The sequence below is a fragment of the Streptomyces sp. HNM0575 genome (assembly GCF_012726265.1).
GTDB lineage: Bacteria > Actinomycetota > Actinomycetes > Streptomycetales > Streptomycetaceae > Streptomyces.
In genome coordinates this window covers 513,939-531,405 of sequence record NZ_JAASAG010000001.1, presented here as the reverse complement: position 1 = coordinate 531,405, position 17,467 = coordinate 513,939, and the positions used below count along the sequence as shown (strand labels likewise).

The following is a 17,467-nucleotide window of genomic DNA, read 5'->3' as shown; positions in this document are numbered from 1 at the left end:
TTCACGCGGGGTGCGGACCGAGGGCGTGCGTCCGCACCCGAGCGCTGCCGTAGGGGTGCGCGTGCCCCGTTTGCGGGCGGCTACCCGTGAGTTGGGGGCCCGCTTTCCGTTCCCCTTCTCCGGCCCTCGTTCCGGCCCATGTTCCGGCCCCGTTCCGGCCCATGTTCCGGTCCTGTTGCCGCACCGCCGGGCGGAGTCGCCGCCGACTGCCGAGCGCACGCTCAGGAGTCGAGAAGCACCAGGTCGTCCCGGTGCACGATCTCCCGCTCGTACGCGGGCCCCAGTTCGCGCGCCAGCTCCGGCGTGGAGCGGCCCAGCAGCTGCGGGATCTCCTTGGCGTCGAAATTGACCAGGCCGCGGGCCACTGCGACGCCCCGCTCGTCGCGCAGCTCGACGGGGTCGCCGGCCGCGAACTCGCCCTCGACGCCCGCGATTCCGGCCGCCAGCAGCGACATCCGCCGCTGCACCACGGCCCGTACTGCGCCGTCGTCCAGCGTCAGCGCACCCCGCGGCGTCGACGCGTGCGCCAGCCACAGCAGCCGGCCGGCGGCGCGGCGGCCCGTGCGGTGGAAGTACGTGCCGGTGCGGCGGCCCGCGAGCGCGTCCGCCGCGTGCGTGGCCGAGGCCAGCACCACCGGGACTCCCGCCGCCGCGGCGATGCGCGCGGCCTCCACCTTGGTCACCATGCCGCCGCTGCCGACGCCCGCGCTGCCCGCACTGCCGATCTCCACGCCGTCCAGATCGCGGGGACTCGTGACCTCGGTGATCCGGGAGGTGCCGGGGGACGCGGGATCGCCGTCGTAGAGGCCGTCGACGTCGGAGAGCAGCACCAGCAGGTCCGCCCGTACGAGATGGGCGACGAGCGCGGCGAGACGGTCGTTGTCGCCGAAGCGGATCTCCTCCGTGGCGACGGTGTCGTTCTCGTTGACGACGGGCACGGCGCCCATCGCGAGCAGCTGCTCCAGGGTGCGGTACGCGTTGCGGTAGTGCGCGCGGCGGCTGGTGTCGTCGGAGGTGAGCAGCACCTGGCCGACTCGGCGCCCGTAGCGCGCGAACGACGCGGTGTAGCGGGCGACCAGCAGCCCCTGTCCGACGCTCGCGGCGGCCTGCTGGCGCGCGAGGTCGCGGGGCCGCTTCGGCAGACCCAGCGGTGCGAGGCCGGCGGCGATGGCGCCGGAGGAGACCAGCACGATCTCCCGCTGCGGTGCGCCGCCTCCCGAGCCGCTCCGGCCCCTCGGGCCGCCGCCGTCCGCCGCGGCGTGCTTGGCCAGTACGTCGACGAGGGCGTCGACACGGTCCGCGTCGAGACCGCCCGCGGCCGTGGTGAGGGAGGAGGAGCCGACCTTGACGACGATGCGCCGGGCGTCCGCCACGTCGGCCCGCACCCGCTCCTCACGTCCGGCGTCCGTGCCGGGCTCCCACGGCTCCGCCGGACCCGGACCCGGACCCGGACCCGGGCCGGGACCCGGTCCTGCCGCCGTGCCGCCGCTCACGTCCCGCCGCCCGTCTGTTCCTTCTGTCACGCCTGTGCTTTCCCGTTCCCGTTCTCGTTCCCGTTCTCGTTCCCGTTCGCTTCGGGTACGTCCGGCAGGTCCCGGAGCCTCCCGTCTTCCTGGAAGCTCCCCTGGGACCGGCATCCGTGAGTCCGCCGGATTCCCTTGCGTCACGGGCGTCCCGTACGTTTTCGGCCTGCCGCTCCGCCCCATCGCGCGGGCCCGCTCCGCAATCTACGGGAGTGCCCTTCCACGCCGCTCGTCCGTTCCGACCAGTGGACGGGGGGGGATAATGACCTTTGTCCGCGTATCACCTCAGGACACCCCGACGCAGATTGTCACCGGCCCTGTGCCCGGCATACGGTCAGTGGTCGACCACGGCCGCCACCCCCACCGGCCGGTTTCCAGCCCGACCCTCGATCTCCTGCCAGGAGTCCAGTCCCGTGCCCTCTGCCGGTCTCTCCCCCCGACGCGCCGTCCAGCTGACGGCGCTGCTCGCGCTGACGGTCTTCTACGCCGCGCAGCTCGCGGGCGCGCTGCTGCCGAACGTGCCCGTCTTCATCGTCGCCTCATTGGCGGGGATCTCGCTCGACATCTATCTCACGCACAGGCAGCCCGGTCTGCTCGCCCTGCTCGGCAAGGTCCGCTTCGACGTCACCACACGCCAGCTGCTGCGCGACATGCTGATCGTCATCGGCCTGGTCCGCATCCCCGACGTGCCGCCGGACATCGAGCGCCCCCTGACGCTTCTGCTGCTCGTCGCGTACGCCGCGCACTTCCTCTGCCAGGGCGTCGCCCAGTTCGTGCGCCGCAGCCGTACGCTGCCGATCCTCACGCGCAACATCGACGCGTCCGACCTGCGGCTAACCATCTCGCCGCCGCGTCTGCTGGCCCGGCAGCCAAGCCGCCGTCTGCTGCGCTTCTCGATCCCCGGCACGGTCGGCCTGATGCTGACCGCGGGCCTCGATGACGAGGTCTGGGGCATCGTCGGCCTCGGCCTGAGCGTCGCGCTGTCCCTGGGCGGCGCCGTCTACCTGGGCACCTGGATGCTGCCGAAGAAGCGCCACGCGAACGAGCAGCAGACGCTGGAGTGGCTGGACCGCTGGCTCGCCAAGTACAAGCCGACGGTGGGCATGTACTTCTCGGGCGGCACGACCTCCGCGTACCAGGCGAACATGTGGCTCTCCACGCTCGCCGAGCTCGACGGCAACCCCATCATCGTGCTGCGCGAGCGCTTCATGGTGCAGAAGATCGACGCCACCGACGTCCCGATCATCTGCATCCCGAAGGTCGCGCACCTGATGCACCTGGAGCACTCGACGCTGAAGGTGATGCTGCACCCGGCGAACTCCGGCAAGACCTCGCAGGTGCTGCGCATCCCCACCGTCAAGCACTCCTTCATCAACCACGGGGAGAGCGACAAGCTCTCCTCCTGCAACCCGTACGCGAAGGCCTACGACGAGGTCTGGGTCGCGGGCCCCGCCGCCCGCGAGCGCTACCAGCTCGCCGACATCGGCGTCGACGACCGCGACGTGGTCGAGGTGGGCCGCCCGCAGCTCTCCCCGATCGAGCCGTCCTCGGGCCCGCCGAAGGGCGCGTACACCACCGTGCTGTACGCCCCCACCTGGGAGGGCTGGACGAACGACCCGGGCAACACCTCGGTCATCCTCGCCGGCGAGAACATCGTCCGCGCGCTGCTGGAGGACCCGGGCGTGCGGCTGCTGTACAAGCCGCACCCGATGACGGGATCCGTCGACCCGCGCGCGGGCGCCGCCAACGCCCGCATCCAGGAGATGATCACCGAGGCCAACTCCAGGCGCTCCGGGGAGCGTCCCGGCCCCGAGGCCGCGGCCGAACTGGAGCGCTGCGCACGGCAGTTGGACGAGCTGACCACCACCGCCTTCCGCCGTGGCGCGGACGAGGTGGAGAAGATGATGCTCCAGTCCACGCCGGAGGCGGACCGCGCGGAGCGGGTCGCGGCGGCGACGGCCGAGTGGGAGGCCGCCAACTGGGCCTCGTTCCCGGAGTGGGAGCACCAGATCATCACCGGTCCGCGGCCGGGGATCTACACCTGCTTCAACCAGTCCGACCTGCTGATCTCCGACGTCTCGTCCGTCGTCTCGGACTACCTGACGAGCGAGAAGCCCTACGCCGTGGCCAACACCAGCGGCCTGAGCGCGGACGAGTTCCGGGCGGGCTTCCCGACCGTGCGGGCGGCGGCGATCCTCTCGCCCGAGGCGAAGGAGATCCCGGCGCTGCTGGAGACCGTGCGGGACCCGGAGAAGGACACCCTCGCCGAGGCGCGTGCGGAGCTGAAGGTCCACCTACTCGGCCCGGCGGAACCGCCGTCGATGACGCGCTTCAACCAGGCCGTCATCGCGCTGTGCGAGGCCACGGTCGCCCGTAACGAGCGGGTGGAGCGCCGTACGAACGAGATCCCGGGCCAGCGTGAGACGGAGGCCCAGGAGGCGGCGGAGGAAGCCGAGTTGGAGGCTCCGGTGAACGGCGGCACGTCGGCCGATCCGGAGGACGCCGACCAGGTCACGGCCTGACGGTCCGGCCGTACGGCCGTGCACGGCTGCTCACGAGAAGGTCCCGGAAGGCTCAGCGCCTTCCGGGACCTTCGCCGTACGGGGCTTCGCCGTACGGGCCTCGTGTACGGGAGCGTTCGTGAACGGGCTTCCGTCGTGCGGGATTTCCTGAACGGGCCTCCGCCGTACGGGACTTCGTGAACGGGCGTCCGTCGTGGGGGCCCGCCGTCGTGCGGGGGTCTCAGTGGTGGACGGCGCCCGGTCCGGCGGCGTAGTCGGGCAGTTCGACGGTGCTGCTGACCTTCTTGCCCACGCTGATCATCGCGCCCATGAAGACCGGCCTGGAGAGCAGGGCGTTGCGGAAGCGCATGCCCGCGCGGGTGCGCGGGGCGAGGAACTTGCCCACGCGGGCGCCCCCTTGGCGGCAGCCCCTCGCATAGGAACGCAGCCTGCTCTCGTACCGGTCGAAGGCGGCACGGTGGTCGCCGTCCGCGCGGGCGAGCTCTCCCGCCAGAACATATGCGGCGACGATCGCGCTGCCCGTGCCCATCCCGCCGATGGCGGCGCCGCAGGCCGCGTCCCCGAGCAGGGCGATGCGGCCCTTGGACCAGTGCGGCACCTCCGACCTGCTGATCGAGTCGAAGTACAGCTCGGGTCCGGGCGCCTCGTCCGGGGCGGCCGGGGAGGCCGGGGAGGCCGGGGAGGCCGGGGAGGCCGGGGAAGACGGTGAGGCCGGGGAAGTCGTGGAAGCCGGGGAGCACGTGCCAAGGGAGTCCAGGATCCGCGGGACCTCCCAACCCATGCCGGAGAGCGCGTCGTTGATGATCCTCCTGTGCTGCGAGGGGTCCCGGCGGTCGTAGTCCAGCCGGGGCGAGGCGAACATCGCCATGGCACCGGCCCGCCGGGGGTCGCGGTGGTCGGCGGCGACGGCGGCCATGCGGCCCGGCTGGTTGTGCGCCAGCGAACCGTGCGTCACGCCCCAGCTGTTGGCGAGCTGCCATACGGCGACGTAGTAGCCGAGGTGGCGCACGTACTGCTCCTCGGGCCCGAACGCCAGCCGGCGCACCTGTGAGTGCAGCCCGTCCGCACCGATGACCAGGCCGAACTCCCGTTCCGGGCCGTGCCGGAACTCCGCCCGCACCCCGGAGGCGGTCTCGGTGAGCCGGGTGATCGTGTCGCCGAAGACGTACTCGGTGCCGGGCAGGCTGTGTTCGTAGAGCACTTTCGCCAAGTCGCCCCTCAGCACCTCCAGATCGCCGCCCGCGAAATCGGAGGGCAGGTCCAGCAGCGTCCTGCCGCCCTCGTCGACGAACCGGATCGGGCTCCCGGCGGTCCGGATGCGGCGCAACTCGGGCAGTACGCCCATGCGTTGCAGCACGGTGAAGTGCGTATCGCCGCGGAAGTCCACGGCCTGGCCGCCGCCGCGGAGCGCCGGAGCCAGCTCGACGACGGTGGGCTCGAAACCGTACTCGCGCAGCCAGTAGGCCAGCGCCGGCCCGGCGATGCTCGCGCCCGAGATGAGGACCGTCCTGTTCCCGGCCTTGTTCATGGCCTTCCCCCTCCTAAAGAAACCGTATCCGGCGGACACGGTTAATCAACTGTGTACCATGGACACGGTTTTGGCGTCGAAGAGACCTGATGAGCGGAGCGCATGGGCGGGAGCGACGGGAGCGGGGACGGCCGGGCCAGGGCCGACGGGGCCGGGGGCGCCGGGGCCGGGGGCGCCGGGGCGAGCGGTGAAGGCCGGGGCGGGCCCGGCGCACGCCGCTCGCACGCCGAGACGGCGCGGCTGCTGTGGGGCTCCCCGCGCACCCGTGGACGCGGCCCCAGACCGGGACTCGACCTCGGCGACATCGCGCGCGCCGGTATCGACGTGGCCGGGGCCGAGGGCCTGGCGGCCGTCTCGATGCAGCGCGTCGCGGCAGGTCTCGGCGTCACCAAGATGGCGCTGTACCGGTACGTGCCGGGCAAGAGCGAACTGGTCGCACTGATGGTGGACGCCGCCATCGGCCCCTATCCGGAGGGCGGCGGCCCCTGTGGCGGCTGGAGGGCCCAACTGACCGCGTGGGCACAGGAGTTGATCGCCGTCTTCCAGCGTCACCCGTGGGTGCTCGACGGCACCGTCGGGGCGCGTCCCATCGGCCCCTCGGAGCTCAGCTGGATGGAGCGCCCCGTCGCCGCCCTCGGCGGCACCCCGCTGAGCGGTGCCGAACGCCTGGACGCGGCGGTGCTGTTGGTCGGTCACGCCCGCAGCATCAGCGAGCAGGCGCGTGCGTCGACGCCCGGGGCGAGCCAGGAGGGCGAGCTGAGCACCGTGCTGACGGAGCTGATCCAGGCACAGGGCGACCGCTGTCCCGCCCTGGCGGCGGCCCTCGGGTCGGCGGCGGAGCGGCGCGAAGAGATGGACCAGGCATGGGAGTTCGGCCTGGAACGCATCCTCGACGGACTCGCGGTGCTGATCGAGCGGCGCGAGGGCCGAGATCGCGAACGCTCAGGTCGCGAACGCTCAGGAAGCGAAGGCTGAGGACGCAGGGGCTGAGGACGGGGAGCCAAGCACGGGAGAGCGCTCGGACGCCGCCGGTGCGGGGATCCGCGTACGGCTGCTGTGACGCCCGCACCGAACCCCGGCGCTGATCGCCGACTCCGTCCGCGCGAACCCCTGGTCAACAGGCACCCCCGCCAACTCCCGTACACTCTGGGCCCCTTCGGCCCGGCACGGCGACCCCACCGTCCCGATGCCCGCTCCCCCCACGAAACCGAGGCAGACCCGATGACCACCGAGGCCCTTCGCGCGGCCCGCCAGAAGCTGGTGCTGGACCACTTCCACGACGAGGTGCGCCAGGACTGGGACCAGGTCCTGTCGACCTTCCCGCACCCGCACTACGAGCTGATACCGACCATGACCGTCCACGACGGGGACGGCGAGGTCCGCGGGTACTACCACGACACCCGGATCGCCTTCCCCGACCAGGACCACGAGATCATCGCCCTGCGGCACAGCGACGACGCCGTGATCGTCGAGTTCTGGCTGATGGGCACCCACCGGGGCCCGCTCGGCGCGATCCCGCCCACCGGCAGCCGCTTCCGGGTCCGTATGACGGCGTACTTCATCTTCGACGCCGGGGAGAACCTGGTCTGTGAGCGCGTCTACTTCGACAGCCTCACCATGCTGAAGCAGCTGATCGGCGGCATCGACAGGAAGAATCCCCGCAACTGGCCGCTGCTCGTGCGCTGCCTGCGGGGGCTGCTCAGGATGTCCGGGGAGCCCCCGCACCCCGGCCTGGTCGACACCCCCACGGCGGACCTGCCGTGAAGGTCCATCACCTCGACTGCGGCACCATGCGGCCTCCCGGGGCTCAACTGGTGTGCCACGTACTGCTGTTGGAGACCGCGGGCGGGCTCGTACTGGTCGACTCCGGCTTCGGGCTCCAGGACGTCGCCGACCCGGCCCAGAGACTGGGACCGGTGCGCCACTACGTCCGGCCGGTCCTGGACCCCCGGCAGACCGCGGCCCACCAGGTCGAACGGCTGGGCTTCCGGCGGGAGGACGTACGGCACATCGTCCTCACCCACCTCGACGTGGACCACGCCGGAGGGCTGGCCGACTTCCCCCGGGCGTCGGTCCACCTCACCTCGGCCGAGGCCCGAGGGGCGATCCACTCCCCCGGACCCCGCGAACGACTGCGCTTCCGGCCGGCCCAGTGGTCCCACGGCCCCCGGCTGGTCGAGCACAGTCCCGACGGGGAGGCCTGGCGGGGCTTCGCCGCCGCACGGGAACTCGACTCCGTCGCCCCGGGCCTGGTACTCCTCGCCCTGCCCGGCCACACCCGTGGTCACGCCGGGGTGGCCGTCGACACCGGCGCCCACTGGCTGCTGCACGCCGGAGACGCCTTCTACCACCGGGGCACCCTGGACGGCAGCGGGGGCGTGCCGGTCTCCCTGCGGGCCATGGAGGCGGCGGTGGCACACGGCCCGCGGCGGGTGCGCGACAACCACGCGCGTCTGCGTGAGCTGTACCGGCGCGGGGAGCCCGACCTGCGGATCGTGTGCTCCCACGACCCCACGCTGTACGAGCAGGCGCGCGGAGAGACCTGACCGGACCCAACGGCACCGGGAACCAACGGCACCGGGGTCCAACGGCACCGGAGCCCAACGTCCCCGGCCGGGTGGGCTGTCGGCGTACGCACCCGTCCTCTACGACCGGCACCGGCCGGTTCGCGACCGCCGCGCGGTGGTTCGGACCGGCGCCGGTCACCGACCTCCCGATCACCGACCTCCCCGAACAGCACGCCTAACGCCTAGAGCAGCTCCCACTCGCGTGAGCGCTCCGTGAGCTGGCGGTGCACGACGGCCGCGGCGGGGTTGGCGGGCCCGCCGCCGCGGGTCGCCAGATAGAGGGTGTTCAGCGGGCGTACCGCGGGCTGGTGCAGGGTCTCCACGGAGCCCGCGGCGATCGCCGGTTCGGCCAGGTAGCGCGGCAGTACGGAGACTCCTGCGCCCGCCACCACCGCGGCCAGCACAGCCCGCAGATCGGGGACGGTGACGGCGACGGGATTGGGCGGGCGGCGGCCGAACTCGCTGCGCCAGTAGCGGCGGACGATGGGCAGCTCCTCCCCGTACGCCACGAGCGGCAGATGCGCCAGCGCACGGACCGGCTCCTCGGCGAGGTGGCCGTGGTCGACCGTGCGGGCGAGGGCGGGCGGTCCGACGAGTACGAACTCCTCGTCGGCGAAGGGCGTCGCCGAGATGTTCTCCAGGCGGGGCCGCACCGAGGAGACCACGAGGTCGACGCGGGCGGCCGCGAGCGCCGCCAGCAGTTCCTCCGCGAGCCCGAGAGTGATCCTCAGCCGCAGGCCGCGGGCCGTGAGCGGAGCGAGCGCGGGAACGACGCGGAGGGCCATCAGATCGGACGGGCCCGCCAGATGCACCGTGCCGCGGTGTGCCCGGCCCGCCTCGTCGTCGGCGCCGAGCGCGTCGTGGAGTTCGTCGAGGTGGGTGCCGATCCGGCGGGCCAGCTCATAGGCGCGCTCGGTGGGAACGGCGCCGCGGCGTGAGCGCCGGAACAGGGGCTCGCCGATCTGTTCTTCGAGGCGGGCGAGCCGGCCGCTCACCGCGGGCTGGCTCACTCCGCGCCGGGCGGCGGCGGCCGTGATCGAACCGCCGCGGTAGATCTCCAGAAAGGTCGAGAGCAGATCGAGATCCGGCATGCGCGCTCCTCCGAACCGGCGGCAGTCACAGGGCGGCGGCCCCAAGAAGGCGGCCGCAAGAAGGCGGTCATAAGAAAAGCAGCCATAAGAAAACTGATGACTGCGCCCAGGTTAGTGGAGGAATTCCGAGGGCTGCGAGTGTTGAGGTGGGCGACGCACGGACACCTGCGCAAGCAGACGCACACCTGCGCAAGCAACGGATCCGACGACGACGAAGCGAGAGAAGGAAGATCCGCCATGGCAAAGATCCTGATGGTCGTCTCCGCGGCCGACCGCCTCACACTGGCCGACGGCACGACCCACCCCACCGGCTACTGGGCCGAGGAGGTCGCCGTCTCGCACCGCGCGCTGCGCGAAGCGGGCTTCGACGTCGACATCGCGACGCCCGGCGGTGCGCAGCCCACCGTGGACGCGATCAGCCTCGACGAACGCGGCGGCGTGGACGAGTCCGCAGCCACGGAGTTCCGCACGTATCTCGACTCCCTGGCCGACGAGTTGGCGAAGCCGCTGGCCCTCGCCGACGTGGCGGCCGACGACTACGACGCCGTCTACGTACCCGGCGGCCACGGCCCCATGGAGGACCTCGCGCACGACGCCGACCTCGGCCGGATCCTCATCGCCCACGACCGGGCGGGAAAGGTCGTCGCGGCGCTGTGCCACGGCCCGGCAGGCATCCTCAGCGCGAGCGGTGCGAGCGGGGAGAGCCGTGACACCGGTGCCGGTTTCGCCTTCGCGGGGCGCAGGCTGACCGTCTTCTCCGACGAGGAGGAGCGGCAGGGCGGCCTCGGCGAGGCGGTGCCGTACTTCGTGGAGAGCAGGCTCCGCGATCTCGGCGCGATCGTCGAGACCGGTCCCGCCTGGGCGAGCAAGGTAGTGGCCGACGGCAACCTGGTCACCGGGCAGAACCCGCAGTCCAGCGCCGACACCGCGCGCCGGGTGGTCGAGCTGCTCAAGGAGCGCGCCGTGGCGTGACCACCGCCGCTGCTCGCCCATGCGGCCCGCGGCCCGGGGGCTTCCCCCACCCCCGGGCGGCGGGCCGCCGGATGTCGCCGCCCCGTCGTCCCCGTCGATCCTGGTCCCTACGACGGCAGTTCACCGACCGACGGGGGAGACACGAGCATGCAGTTCGAGGGAGCCGAGGGGGCCGGGCACGGCACCGGGCGCGACGGCGAGGGCGGGACCGGGCACGGCACCGGGCACCGCGGCGAGAGCGGCACCGGGCACGGCGGCAGGCGGGTACGCGCGGCCACGGCCGTCGCCGCGCTGCTCGCCGTCGCGGCGGGGGTGGCGCTGCCCGCGGCGCAGGCCGCTCAGCCACAGCAGCACGGCCCGGGCGCCGGGCCTACGGAGGCTCCCGTGGGCATGTGGCGCATGGACGGCTACGGCACCGTCCTGGCCGTCGCGCACAACCGGGTCCGCGAGTACCAGACCACCGACTCGGGCTGTCTGAAGGGGACTTCGTCGAAGCGCGTACGCGGCGACGCGGCGGCCCGCTACAAGAGCGCCGACGGGCAGACCTTCACTCTGCGCCGCGAACAGGGGCCGTGGGACCGGCCCACCCGGCACCGTACGGACCAGGCGAACCGGGCGCATCGGGCGGAGGGTTCGGGCCGGGCCGCCCGCGCGGACCGGGCGTCGATGCACATCGACGGCTCACCGGGCGACCGCCGCCTGCGGCGCATCGAGGCGCTGCCCGCCGCCTGCGTCCGCGACGTCCCGGACGACCCGGTGCACACCTTCGACGTGTTCTGGCAGACCTTCGAGGAGAACTACCCGTTCTTCGAGGCGAAGGGCGTCGACTGGCACGCCGTGCGCGAGCATTGGCGTCCGCGCATCGATTCGAGGACGACCCCGGCCCGGCTCTTCGCCGTCTTCCGCAAGATGGTCGCGCCGCTCCACGACGCACACGTGGCGGTGCTCGCCGGCGACACCGGCACCTTCGGCCGGGTGCGTCCCGGCACCGAGATGCCGACTCCCGAACTCGACGCCAAGGTACGGAAGTTCATCGAGGAGCGGGACCTGAGGGGCGGCAGGCTGCGGCAGTTCGCGGGCGGCCGCATCGGCTACGCCCGACTGCCGGGCGGGCGCGGCTACCTCCGCGTGTCCGGCTTCACCGGCTACACGGAGGACGGTTCGTACGAGGCGGACCGCGCGGAGCTGCGCCGCGCACTCGACGCCGTGCTCACGCCTGAGCGCACCGCCCGCCTGAAGGGCCTCGTCCTCGACCTCCGCGTCAACGGCGGCGGTTCGGACAGCCTGGGCCTGGAGCTGGCGGCCAGGCTCACCGGCGGCCCGTACTTCGCGTACGCCAAGGCCGCGCGCAACGACCCCGCCGACCCCGGCCGCTTCACCCGCCCCCAGCCCTCGTACGTACGTCCCGCTCCCGGACGCCCCCGGTACACGGGGCCCGTCGCCGTGCTGACCGGCGGCTCCACCCTCAGCGCGGGCGAGACCTTCACCCAGGCGCTGATGGAGCGTCCCGGACGGACCGTGCGGATCGGGCAGCACACCCAGGGCGTCTTCTCCGACACGATGGAGCGCCGTCTGCCCAACGGCTGGAGCTTCCTGCTCCCGAACGAGGAGTTCCGCACCCGCGACGGACGTACCTTCGACGGCAAGGGCATTCCGCCGCACATCTCCGAACCGGTCTTCACGCACGGCGAGTTCGAGCACGACCGCGACTCCGCCTTCGACCGGGCGGTCGCGGAGCTGCGCGAAGCCGGGTGAGCGCGCGCGGCGGCGCGCACCCCGCGCGGCCCCACCGCCGCGGCCCGCGCGCCGCCGCACCGGGCAGCCCGCCTTTCGGAGCCGCTCTTCAAGCCACCTTTCGGCCCCCGACCGTCACCGTCAGCGCGTCATGTCCTCGATCGCCACCGGCTCCCCCTTGAGCAGCCCCGCCTCCCGGTAGGCGTCCTGCTGCTTCGACAACTGCCGTTCGTCCACGGTCAGTCGGGGACTCCACTGGTAGGGCGGGGTCTTGCGCAGCACGCCGGCCTCCTGGCCGGTGGCCTCGGCGAGGATGCCGACATTCTTCGGCGACGTCCTCCCCTTGCCCTGGAGGTCGGCGGCGCCCTTGCGCAGAGCCGCGAGGAACTTCGCCGAGGTGTCCATGCCCGCGAAGTCGCTGCCGAGGATCAGGCCGGTGGCGACCGTGCCCTTCGGCGGTACGGCCAACGCCTCGGCCACGCCTGCCTCTTCCATGGCCGTGGTGAACGGCGCGGGCGGCAGCGCCGCGTCCACGCCGCCGTCGGCGAGAGCGGTGCGCATGTCGGGGATCGGGACGTTCACCACCTTCACGTCCTTGAGCCTCAGGCCCGACTTCCGCAGGATGACGTCCAGTTGGTAGCCGCCCGCCGCTCCGGGGCCGCCCGCGACGGCGACCTTGCGGCCCCGCAGATCAGCGGGGTCGTCGACCTTTCCCGAGTCGGCCAGGCGCTTGGAGACCTCCAGGGCCGTGGGCGAGGGGTCCTCGCCGGTCGACGCGCCCATGGACGCGGCGACCTTCACCTTCAAGCCCTCGGAGACCCCGTTGAACAGACCGGCGGAGAAGCCCGCGACGACCGCCTCCACGTTCCCGTACGCGGCCAGCGGCACCGCGTCCTGACCGGCCTTCACCTTCTGGAGCCGGACGTCGATGCCCTGCTCCTTGAAGTAGCCCTTGGCCTGGGCGAGATACAGCGGGGCGAAGAGCGTGGACGGCACGTGGGCGACCCGTACGGTCCCGCTCGCGGCACCCCCGGCCGATCCCCCTTCACCGTCCTGTCCGGGGCCGCCGCCGCCCGCACATGCGGTGGCGGCCAGGCCGAGCGTGCCAAGTGCCAGTAACAGCAAGCGAATCGGCGTACGACGACGAGTCATGACCGAGAGGATCCCTTTCGGAAGAAGGATGCCGGCGAGCCGGTGCGGCGACCGCTCCGCCACGGCATCGCCGCCCGTCCCGCCAGCGACACCGCCCCGGAGAAGACCGCGCCCAGCAGCGCCACGCACATCAGACCGGCGTACATCCGGTCGGGCTGGAAGAGCGTCCACGAGTTCCAGATCAGATAGCCCAGCCCGCGCTCCGACGCCACGAACTCCACGGCCACCACCACGACGACGCTGAGCCCCGTGGCCGTACGCAGCCCCGTCAGCACGCCCGGCAGCGCACCGGGCACCAGCACGAAGCGCAGCAGCCGCAGGCCCGAAGCGCCGTACGCGCGGGCCGACTCCAGCAGCCGCGGATCGATCTGCCGCACGCCCGCAGCCGTGTTGATCTGGAGCACGAAGAAGACGGTGACGGCGACCGACAGCACTCTCGGCGTCTCGGTCAGCCCGAACACCAGCAGGAGCAGCGGCAGCGTGGCGATCTTCGGCACGGCGTACAGCGCCGAGAACAGCGGCCCGAAGGCGGCGCTCAGGGTGCGCGAGACCCCCATCACGAAACCGGCGAGCGCCCCGGTCGCCGCTCCGAGCGCATAGCCGGGCAGCAGCCGCCACAGGGTCGCGGCGGTGTGCGTGCCCAGTTCGCCGGAGGAGGCGAGGGCGGCGGTACGGGCGGCGATGCGCGTCGGCGCCGGGAAGAAGACGGTGTCGACCGCGCCCGCCCGCGCCGCCGACTCCCAGGCGGCGAGCAGCAGTACGGGCACCGCGAGGCCCAGTGCCGCCCGCCGCCACGCGCCGCGCCGGGCCCGGGCTGCGACGGCCCGTGCGGCCTCCGCGTGCGCTGCGGCGACGTCCGTACGGGCGGCGGCGGACGCGGCGTTACGCACGGGAGGCGGCGGGCCGGTGCGGCTCATGCGGCGCCCGCTCCCGCTCGCGGGTCCGCGCCGTAGCCGGAGCCGGAGCCGGCACCGTAGCCGGAGTCCGCGCCATAGCCGGAGGCCGCACCGTGGCCGGGGTCCGCGCCCGCGCCCGCCCCTGTCCCCAGACCCACGCTCACCTGGTCGCGCAGCTCGTCCCAGACCCGCGCCCGCAGCCGCCCGAACTCCGGGCCGTCCTGGATGCCCGGATCCCGCGGCCTGGGGAACGGCACCTCGAACTCGTCCGTCAGCCTGCCCGGCCGCGCCGACATCACCAGCACCCGGTCGCCCAGCAGGATCGCCTCGTCGATCGAGTGCGTCACCAGCACCACCGTCTTGCGCTCCTCCTGCCACAGCGCGAGCAGCTGCTCCTGCATCAGCCGCCGCGTCTGCGGATCGAGCGCGCCGAGCGGCTCGTCCATCAGCAAGACCGGGCTGCCCGTGGTGAACGCCCTTGCCAGGCCGAGGCGTTGGCGCATGCCGCCGGAGAGCTGATCCGGGTATGCCCCGGCGAACGCCGCGAGGTCCATCCGCAACAGCCACTCCTCGGCGGCCCTTTCGGCATCGCGGCGGCGAACTCCCGCCATGCGCAGGCCGAATGCCGCATTGGACCGTACGGTAAGCCACGGCAGCACCCCGAAGTCCTGGAAGACGAAGGCCGCTTGCGGCACACCGGGCGGACCGCCCGCCGAGCCACCGTCACGCCGCTCGACCCGCCCCGAGGACGGGCCCTCCAGTCCGCCGAGGATCCGCAGCAGAGTCGACTTCCCGCACCCCGAAGGACCCACGACACAGACGAACTCCCCCTCCCCGACGGTCAACGACACACCGTCCAGGGCCTGTACGACACCGCCCACGCCACCACCGTCGCCGGAGTGGAAGAACTTCCCGATGTCCTCGGCTGACAGCACGGAGTCGGTCATGCACGGAACGCTACCCGCACGCGCTTACCGGAACACCGCCCTCAGCGGAGCGGGAATCCGCGGTCGCTTCGCGGTCGCGACGCGGTCGCACCGCGGGTGTCCGCAGGCGGCTGGTGCGCGCCGCCCCCGGCCGTGCACGGCACGACCGGCCCGGTCGCGGAGGGACCGGACACGGCCCATGGGCCATGGCCCATGGCCCTCAAGGCTCGACGAGCCCGGCCCTGATGGCGTATCGGGTGAGTTCGAGACGGTCGCGGAGGCCGAGCTTGTGCAGCAGGTTCGCCCGGTGCCGCTGGACCGTCTTGACGCTGATGAAGAGCATCTCCGCGATCTCCTTGGAGGAGTGGCCCTCAGCGATGAGCTTCAGTACCTCTTCCTCGCGGGAGGTGATGAGGCGGTCGGGTTCCTCGCCGTTGCGGGCGCGTTCGAGGAAGTTGCGCACCAGGGCGGCGACCGCGCCGGGGTAGACGAACGGTTCACCGCGCATGGCCGCGCGGCACGCGGCGACGAGATCACGGTCGGCCACCGACTTCAGCACGTATCCCGAAGCCCCGGCCTTCAACGCCTCGAAGAAGTACTGCTCGTTGTCGTACATCGTCAGCATCAGGACGCGGAGACCCGGCTTGACCGCGGTCAGTTCGCGTGCTGCCTGAAGGCCGGTCAGGCGGGGCATGGCGACGTCGAGCACGGCCAGGTCGATCTCGTGGGTGCGGGCGGCCTCGATGGCCTCCGCTCCGTCGCCGGCCTCCGCTACGACCCGGAGGTCCGGTTCGCCGTCGAGGATGAGCCGCACACCGCGCCGTACGAGGCGGTGGTCGTCGGCCAGCAGGATCCGGATGGCGGGAGTCCGCGGCATCGTCATCGACCTGCGCCTCTCGTGGTTCTCGTGGTCGTGGGCACCGACAGGCGTACTCGTGTGCCGCTGCCGCGGCCGGAGGCGATCTCCAGCGTGGCCCCGGCGAACAGGGCGCGCTCCCGCATGCCGCGGATCCCGGCGCCCTCCGGGGAGACGCCCACACCGCGGCCGTCGTCGTCGAGGCTCAGGACCACCGTCCCGTCCGTACGGCGCAGGCTCAGCGCGACCCGTTCGGCTTCGGCGTGACGGGCGACGTTCGTCATGGCCTCCTGCGCGACGCGGTAGAGCACCAGCTCCGTCTGCGGATCCAGCGCGGGCAGATCCGTGTCGAAGAAGCGCTCCACCCGCAGACCGGCGTGCGTGGCGAAGTCGGTCGTCAGCGCCGTCAGTGCGCTGACCAGGCCGAGGTCCTCCAGCACGCCGGGGCGCAGCCTGCGGGCGAGCCGGCGCACCTCGTCGAGGCCTTCCCGTGTGGTCTCCTGCGCCTGCCGCAGCTCGCCGCGCAACGGCTCCGGGGACTGGTCCGCGGCCCGCTTCAGTTCCAGCAGCACAGCGGTCATGCTCTGCCCGACCTCGTCGTGAAGTTCCTGTGCGATGCGGCGCCGTTCGGACTCCTGGGCGGACAGCGCGCGGGCGCTGCTGGTGGCGCGCTCGGCCTCCAGCCGGTCGAGCATCGCGTTGAACGTACGGATCAGCTCGGCGACTTCGCCCTGCCCGTGCACCGGCAGCCGCTGGCCGGGACGGAGCAGATCGACCGTGGTCATCAGCCGGTTCAGCCTGCCGAGCGGTGCCAGAGCGATCCGCAGCAGCGCGGCGTTGGCGACCAGCATGACGGCGAGCCCGCCGACCAGGACTCCCGCCTCGGTGAACAGCACCGGCACGGAGACGGTCACCGGCGCCCACAGCAGCAGCGCCGTGGCCAGACCGAGCACCAGGGCGTTGAGGCCGAAGATCCGCCAGAACAGGGACAACGGTGCTGGAGCCTCCTCGATCGTGCCGTTGCCACCACTATGTGCCATCCCGCGGCGGGGCAGGCCCGGGGCCCCGGCCCGTACACCCTCGGGCCCCGGGGAAATGGGTGCTGCGACCGATGGCCCGCATCGCGCGGGCCGATCAGTGTTGAGGACATGAACCGGGTCGTTCCTCCACCGGCGCCTCCGTGACTCCGCGGCTGCGTCCTCAGTGACGCGTCCTCAGTGATCCCGGCGATCGCGGTACGGCTGCCGCGCGCCACGCTGCGGCGGGGCCGGGCCCGCGCTCCCTCGCTCCCCTCGCTCGCACCCCGACTCGGCCCGACCCGATCCGGCCCGACCCGGCCGCGGAAAGGACTCCGCCCCCATGACGCTCGACACTTCCCGCCCCGGCTCCCGCCCGGAACGCCTCACGGCCCACGAGGCCCGTCAGCGCCTCGAACACGAGCGCAACTCTCGGCTCGCACAGCTCGACGCGCTCGAAGACGCCGCAACGGAGCCGTCCGACCCGTTCGTTGCGGCACAGAAGGACTCGGTACGGCGGGTGCTCGACGAGATCGACGCCGCGTTCGCGCGTGTGGCGGACGGGAGTTACGGCACGTGCGGGCGGTGCCTCAAGCCCGTCCCCGCGGAACGGCTGGAGATCCTCCCGTACGTGCGCTGCTGCGTCGCATGCGTACGCCGTGACGGCTGACCGGGGAGACCGGA

15 protein-coding genes are annotated in these 17,467 nt (G+C 72.7%); 7 read left to right on the top strand and 8 right to left on the bottom strand.

The features are described from left to right. Positions 1-221: 221 nt before the first annotated feature. The gene (proB, locus tag HCC61_RS02155) at positions 222-1,373 is read right to left on the bottom strand and encodes a glutamate 5-kinase (RefSeq protein ID WP_169133830.1); all 1,152 of its coding nucleotides are present in this window, start codon (positions 1,371-1,373) and stop codon (positions 222-224) included. 563 nt (positions 1,374-1,936) lie between these two features. On the opposite strand from proB, the gene HCC61_RS02145 reads away from it, so the two are divergent. Beyond that, complete coding sequence (locus HCC61_RS02145; RefSeq protein ID WP_169133474.1) at positions 1,937-4,045, top strand: hypothetical protein; 2,109 nt, start codon at positions 1,937-1,939, stop codon at positions 4,043-4,045. Positions 4,046-4,265: 220 nt separating this feature from the next. Here HCC61_RS02145 and HCC61_RS30420 read toward each other — a convergent pair whose 3' ends face one another. Beyond that, positions 4,266-5,573 (bottom strand): FAD-dependent monooxygenase, encoded by a 1,308-nt coding sequence (locus HCC61_RS30420; RefSeq protein WP_169133473.1) that lies wholly within the window; start codon positions 5,571-5,573, stop codon positions 4,266-4,268. A 102-nt stretch (positions 5,574-5,675) separates the two neighbouring features. Here HCC61_RS30420 and HCC61_RS02135 point away from each other — a divergent pair, with 102 nt between their 5' ends. The 3 genes from HCC61_RS02135 to HCC61_RS02125 all read left to right on the top strand — a co-directional run bounded on the left by HCC61_RS02135 (position 5,676) and on the right by HCC61_RS02125 (position 8,119). Then, entirely contained in the window at positions 5,676-6,548 is an 873-nt protein-coding gene (locus tag HCC61_RS02135; protein WP_169133472.1) for a TetR/AcrR family transcriptional regulator, read from the top strand. 246 nt (positions 6,549-6,794) lie between these two features. Beyond that, a complete protein-coding gene (locus tag HCC61_RS02130; protein ID WP_169133471.1) occupies positions 6,795-7,337 on the top strand; it encodes an ester cyclase in 543 nt (180 codons plus the stop codon). Beyond that, the gene (locus tag HCC61_RS02125; protein WP_169133470.1) at positions 7,334-8,119 is read left to right on the top strand and encodes an MBL fold metallo-hydrolase; all 786 of its coding nucleotides are present in this window, start codon (positions 7,334-7,336) and stop codon (positions 8,117-8,119) included. The genes HCC61_RS02130 and HCC61_RS02125 overlap by 4 nt, the downstream gene beginning before the upstream one ends. 203 nt (positions 8,120-8,322) lie before the next feature. Here HCC61_RS02125 and HCC61_RS02120 read toward each other — a convergent pair whose 3' ends face one another. Next, positions 8,323-9,231, bottom strand: a complete 909-nt coding sequence (locus tag HCC61_RS02120) for a LysR family transcriptional regulator (protein ID WP_169133469.1) — start codon at positions 9,229-9,231, stop codon at positions 8,323-8,325. Between the two features lie 237 nt (positions 9,232-9,468). On the opposite strand from HCC61_RS02120, the gene HCC61_RS02115 reads away from it, so the two are divergent. Then, positions 9,469-10,203 (top strand): type 1 glutamine amidotransferase domain-containing protein, encoded by a 735-nt coding sequence (locus HCC61_RS02115; protein ID WP_169133468.1) that lies wholly within the window; start codon positions 9,469-9,471, stop codon positions 10,201-10,203. 147 nt (positions 10,204-10,350) lie between these two features. Next, positions 10,351-11,958 carry a S41 family peptidase gene (locus HCC61_RS02110; protein ID WP_169133467.1) on the top strand — a complete coding sequence of 536 codons (1,608 nt, stop codon included), beginning with the start codon at positions 10,351-10,353 and terminating at the stop codon, positions 11,956-11,958. 120 nt (positions 11,959-12,078) lie between these two features. On the opposite strand, the gene HCC61_RS02105 is transcribed toward HCC61_RS02110, so the two are convergent. The 5 genes from HCC61_RS02105 to HCC61_RS02085 all read right to left on the bottom strand — a co-directional run bounded on the left by HCC61_RS02105 (position 12,079) and on the right by HCC61_RS02085 (position 16,759). Then, positions 12,079-13,062, bottom strand: coding sequence for an ABC transporter substrate-binding protein (locus HCC61_RS02105; protein WP_206321937.1), 984 nt, complete (start codon positions 13,060-13,062; stop codon positions 12,079-12,081). 23 nt (positions 13,063-13,085) lie between these two features. After that, complete coding sequence (locus tag HCC61_RS02100) at positions 13,086-14,006, bottom strand: ABC transporter permease (RefSeq protein ID WP_169133465.1); 921 nt, start codon at positions 14,004-14,006, stop codon at positions 13,086-13,088. Further along, a complete protein-coding gene (locus HCC61_RS02095) occupies positions 14,003-14,932 on the bottom strand; it encodes an ABC transporter ATP-binding protein (RefSeq protein WP_169133464.1) in 930 nt (309 codons plus the stop codon). Before HCC61_RS02095 ends, HCC61_RS02100 begins: the two co-directional genes overlap by 4 nt. Before the next feature lie 199 nt (positions 14,933-15,131). Further along, positions 15,132-15,794 carry a response regulator transcription factor gene (locus HCC61_RS02090; protein ID WP_169133463.1) on the bottom strand — a complete coding sequence of 221 codons (663 nt, stop codon included), beginning with the start codon at positions 15,792-15,794 and terminating at the stop codon, positions 15,132-15,134. Beyond that, on the bottom strand, positions 15,791-16,759 hold the full coding sequence (locus HCC61_RS02085) for a sensor histidine kinase (protein ID WP_169133462.1): 969 nt from the start codon (positions 16,757-16,759) through the stop codon (positions 15,791-15,793). The genes HCC61_RS02090 and HCC61_RS02085 overlap by 4 nt, the downstream gene beginning before the upstream one ends. Before the next feature lie 367 nt (positions 16,760-17,126). Here HCC61_RS02085 and HCC61_RS02080 point away from each other — a divergent pair, with 367 nt between their 5' ends. Continuing rightward, positions 17,127-17,453, top strand: coding sequence for a molecular chaperone DnaK (locus tag HCC61_RS02080; protein ID WP_169133461.1), 327 nt, complete (start codon positions 17,127-17,129; stop codon positions 17,451-17,453). Positions 17,454-17,467 lie beyond the last annotated feature (14 nt).

What these genes read in the sequence shown, in the direction of transcription:
- HCC61_RS30420 (WP_169133473.1), bottom strand. Translation starts at nt 5,573, where the DNA reads ATGAACAAGGCCGGGAACAGGACGGTCCTCATCTCGGGCGCGAGCATC.
- HCC61_RS02135 (WP_169133472.1), top strand. Translation starts at nt 5,676, where the DNA reads ATGGGCGGGAGCGACGGGAGCGGGGACGGCCGGGCCAGGGCCGACGGG.
- HCC61_RS02130 (WP_169133471.1), top strand. Translation starts at nt 6,795, where the DNA reads ATGACCACCGAGGCCCTTCGCGCGGCCCGCCAGAAGCTGGTGCTGGAC.
- HCC61_RS02120 (WP_169133469.1), bottom strand. Translation starts at nt 9,231, where the DNA reads ATGCCGGATCTCGATCTGCTCTCGACCTTTCTGGAGATCTACCGCGGC.
- HCC61_RS02115 (WP_169133468.1), top strand. Translation starts at nt 9,469, where the DNA reads ATGGCAAAGATCCTGATGGTCGTCTCCGCGGCCGACCGCCTCACACTG.
- HCC61_RS02110 (WP_169133467.1), top strand. Translation starts at nt 10,351, where the DNA reads ATGCAGTTCGAGGGAGCCGAGGGGGCCGGGCACGGCACCGGGCGCGAC.
- HCC61_RS02100 (WP_169133465.1), bottom strand. Translation starts at nt 14,006, where the DNA reads ATGAGCCGCACCGGCCCGCCGCCTCCCGTGCGTAACGCCGCGTCCGCC.
- HCC61_RS02095 (WP_169133464.1), bottom strand. Translation starts at nt 14,932, where the DNA reads ATGACCGACTCCGTGCTGTCAGCCGAGGACATCGGGAAGTTCTTCCAC.
- HCC61_RS02090 (WP_169133463.1), bottom strand. Translation starts at nt 15,794, where the DNA reads ATGACGATGCCGCGGACTCCCGCCATCCGGATCCTGCTGGCCGACGAC.
- HCC61_RS02080 (WP_169133461.1), top strand. Translation starts at nt 17,127, where the DNA reads ATGACGCTCGACACTTCCCGCCCCGGCTCCCGCCCGGAACGCCTCACG.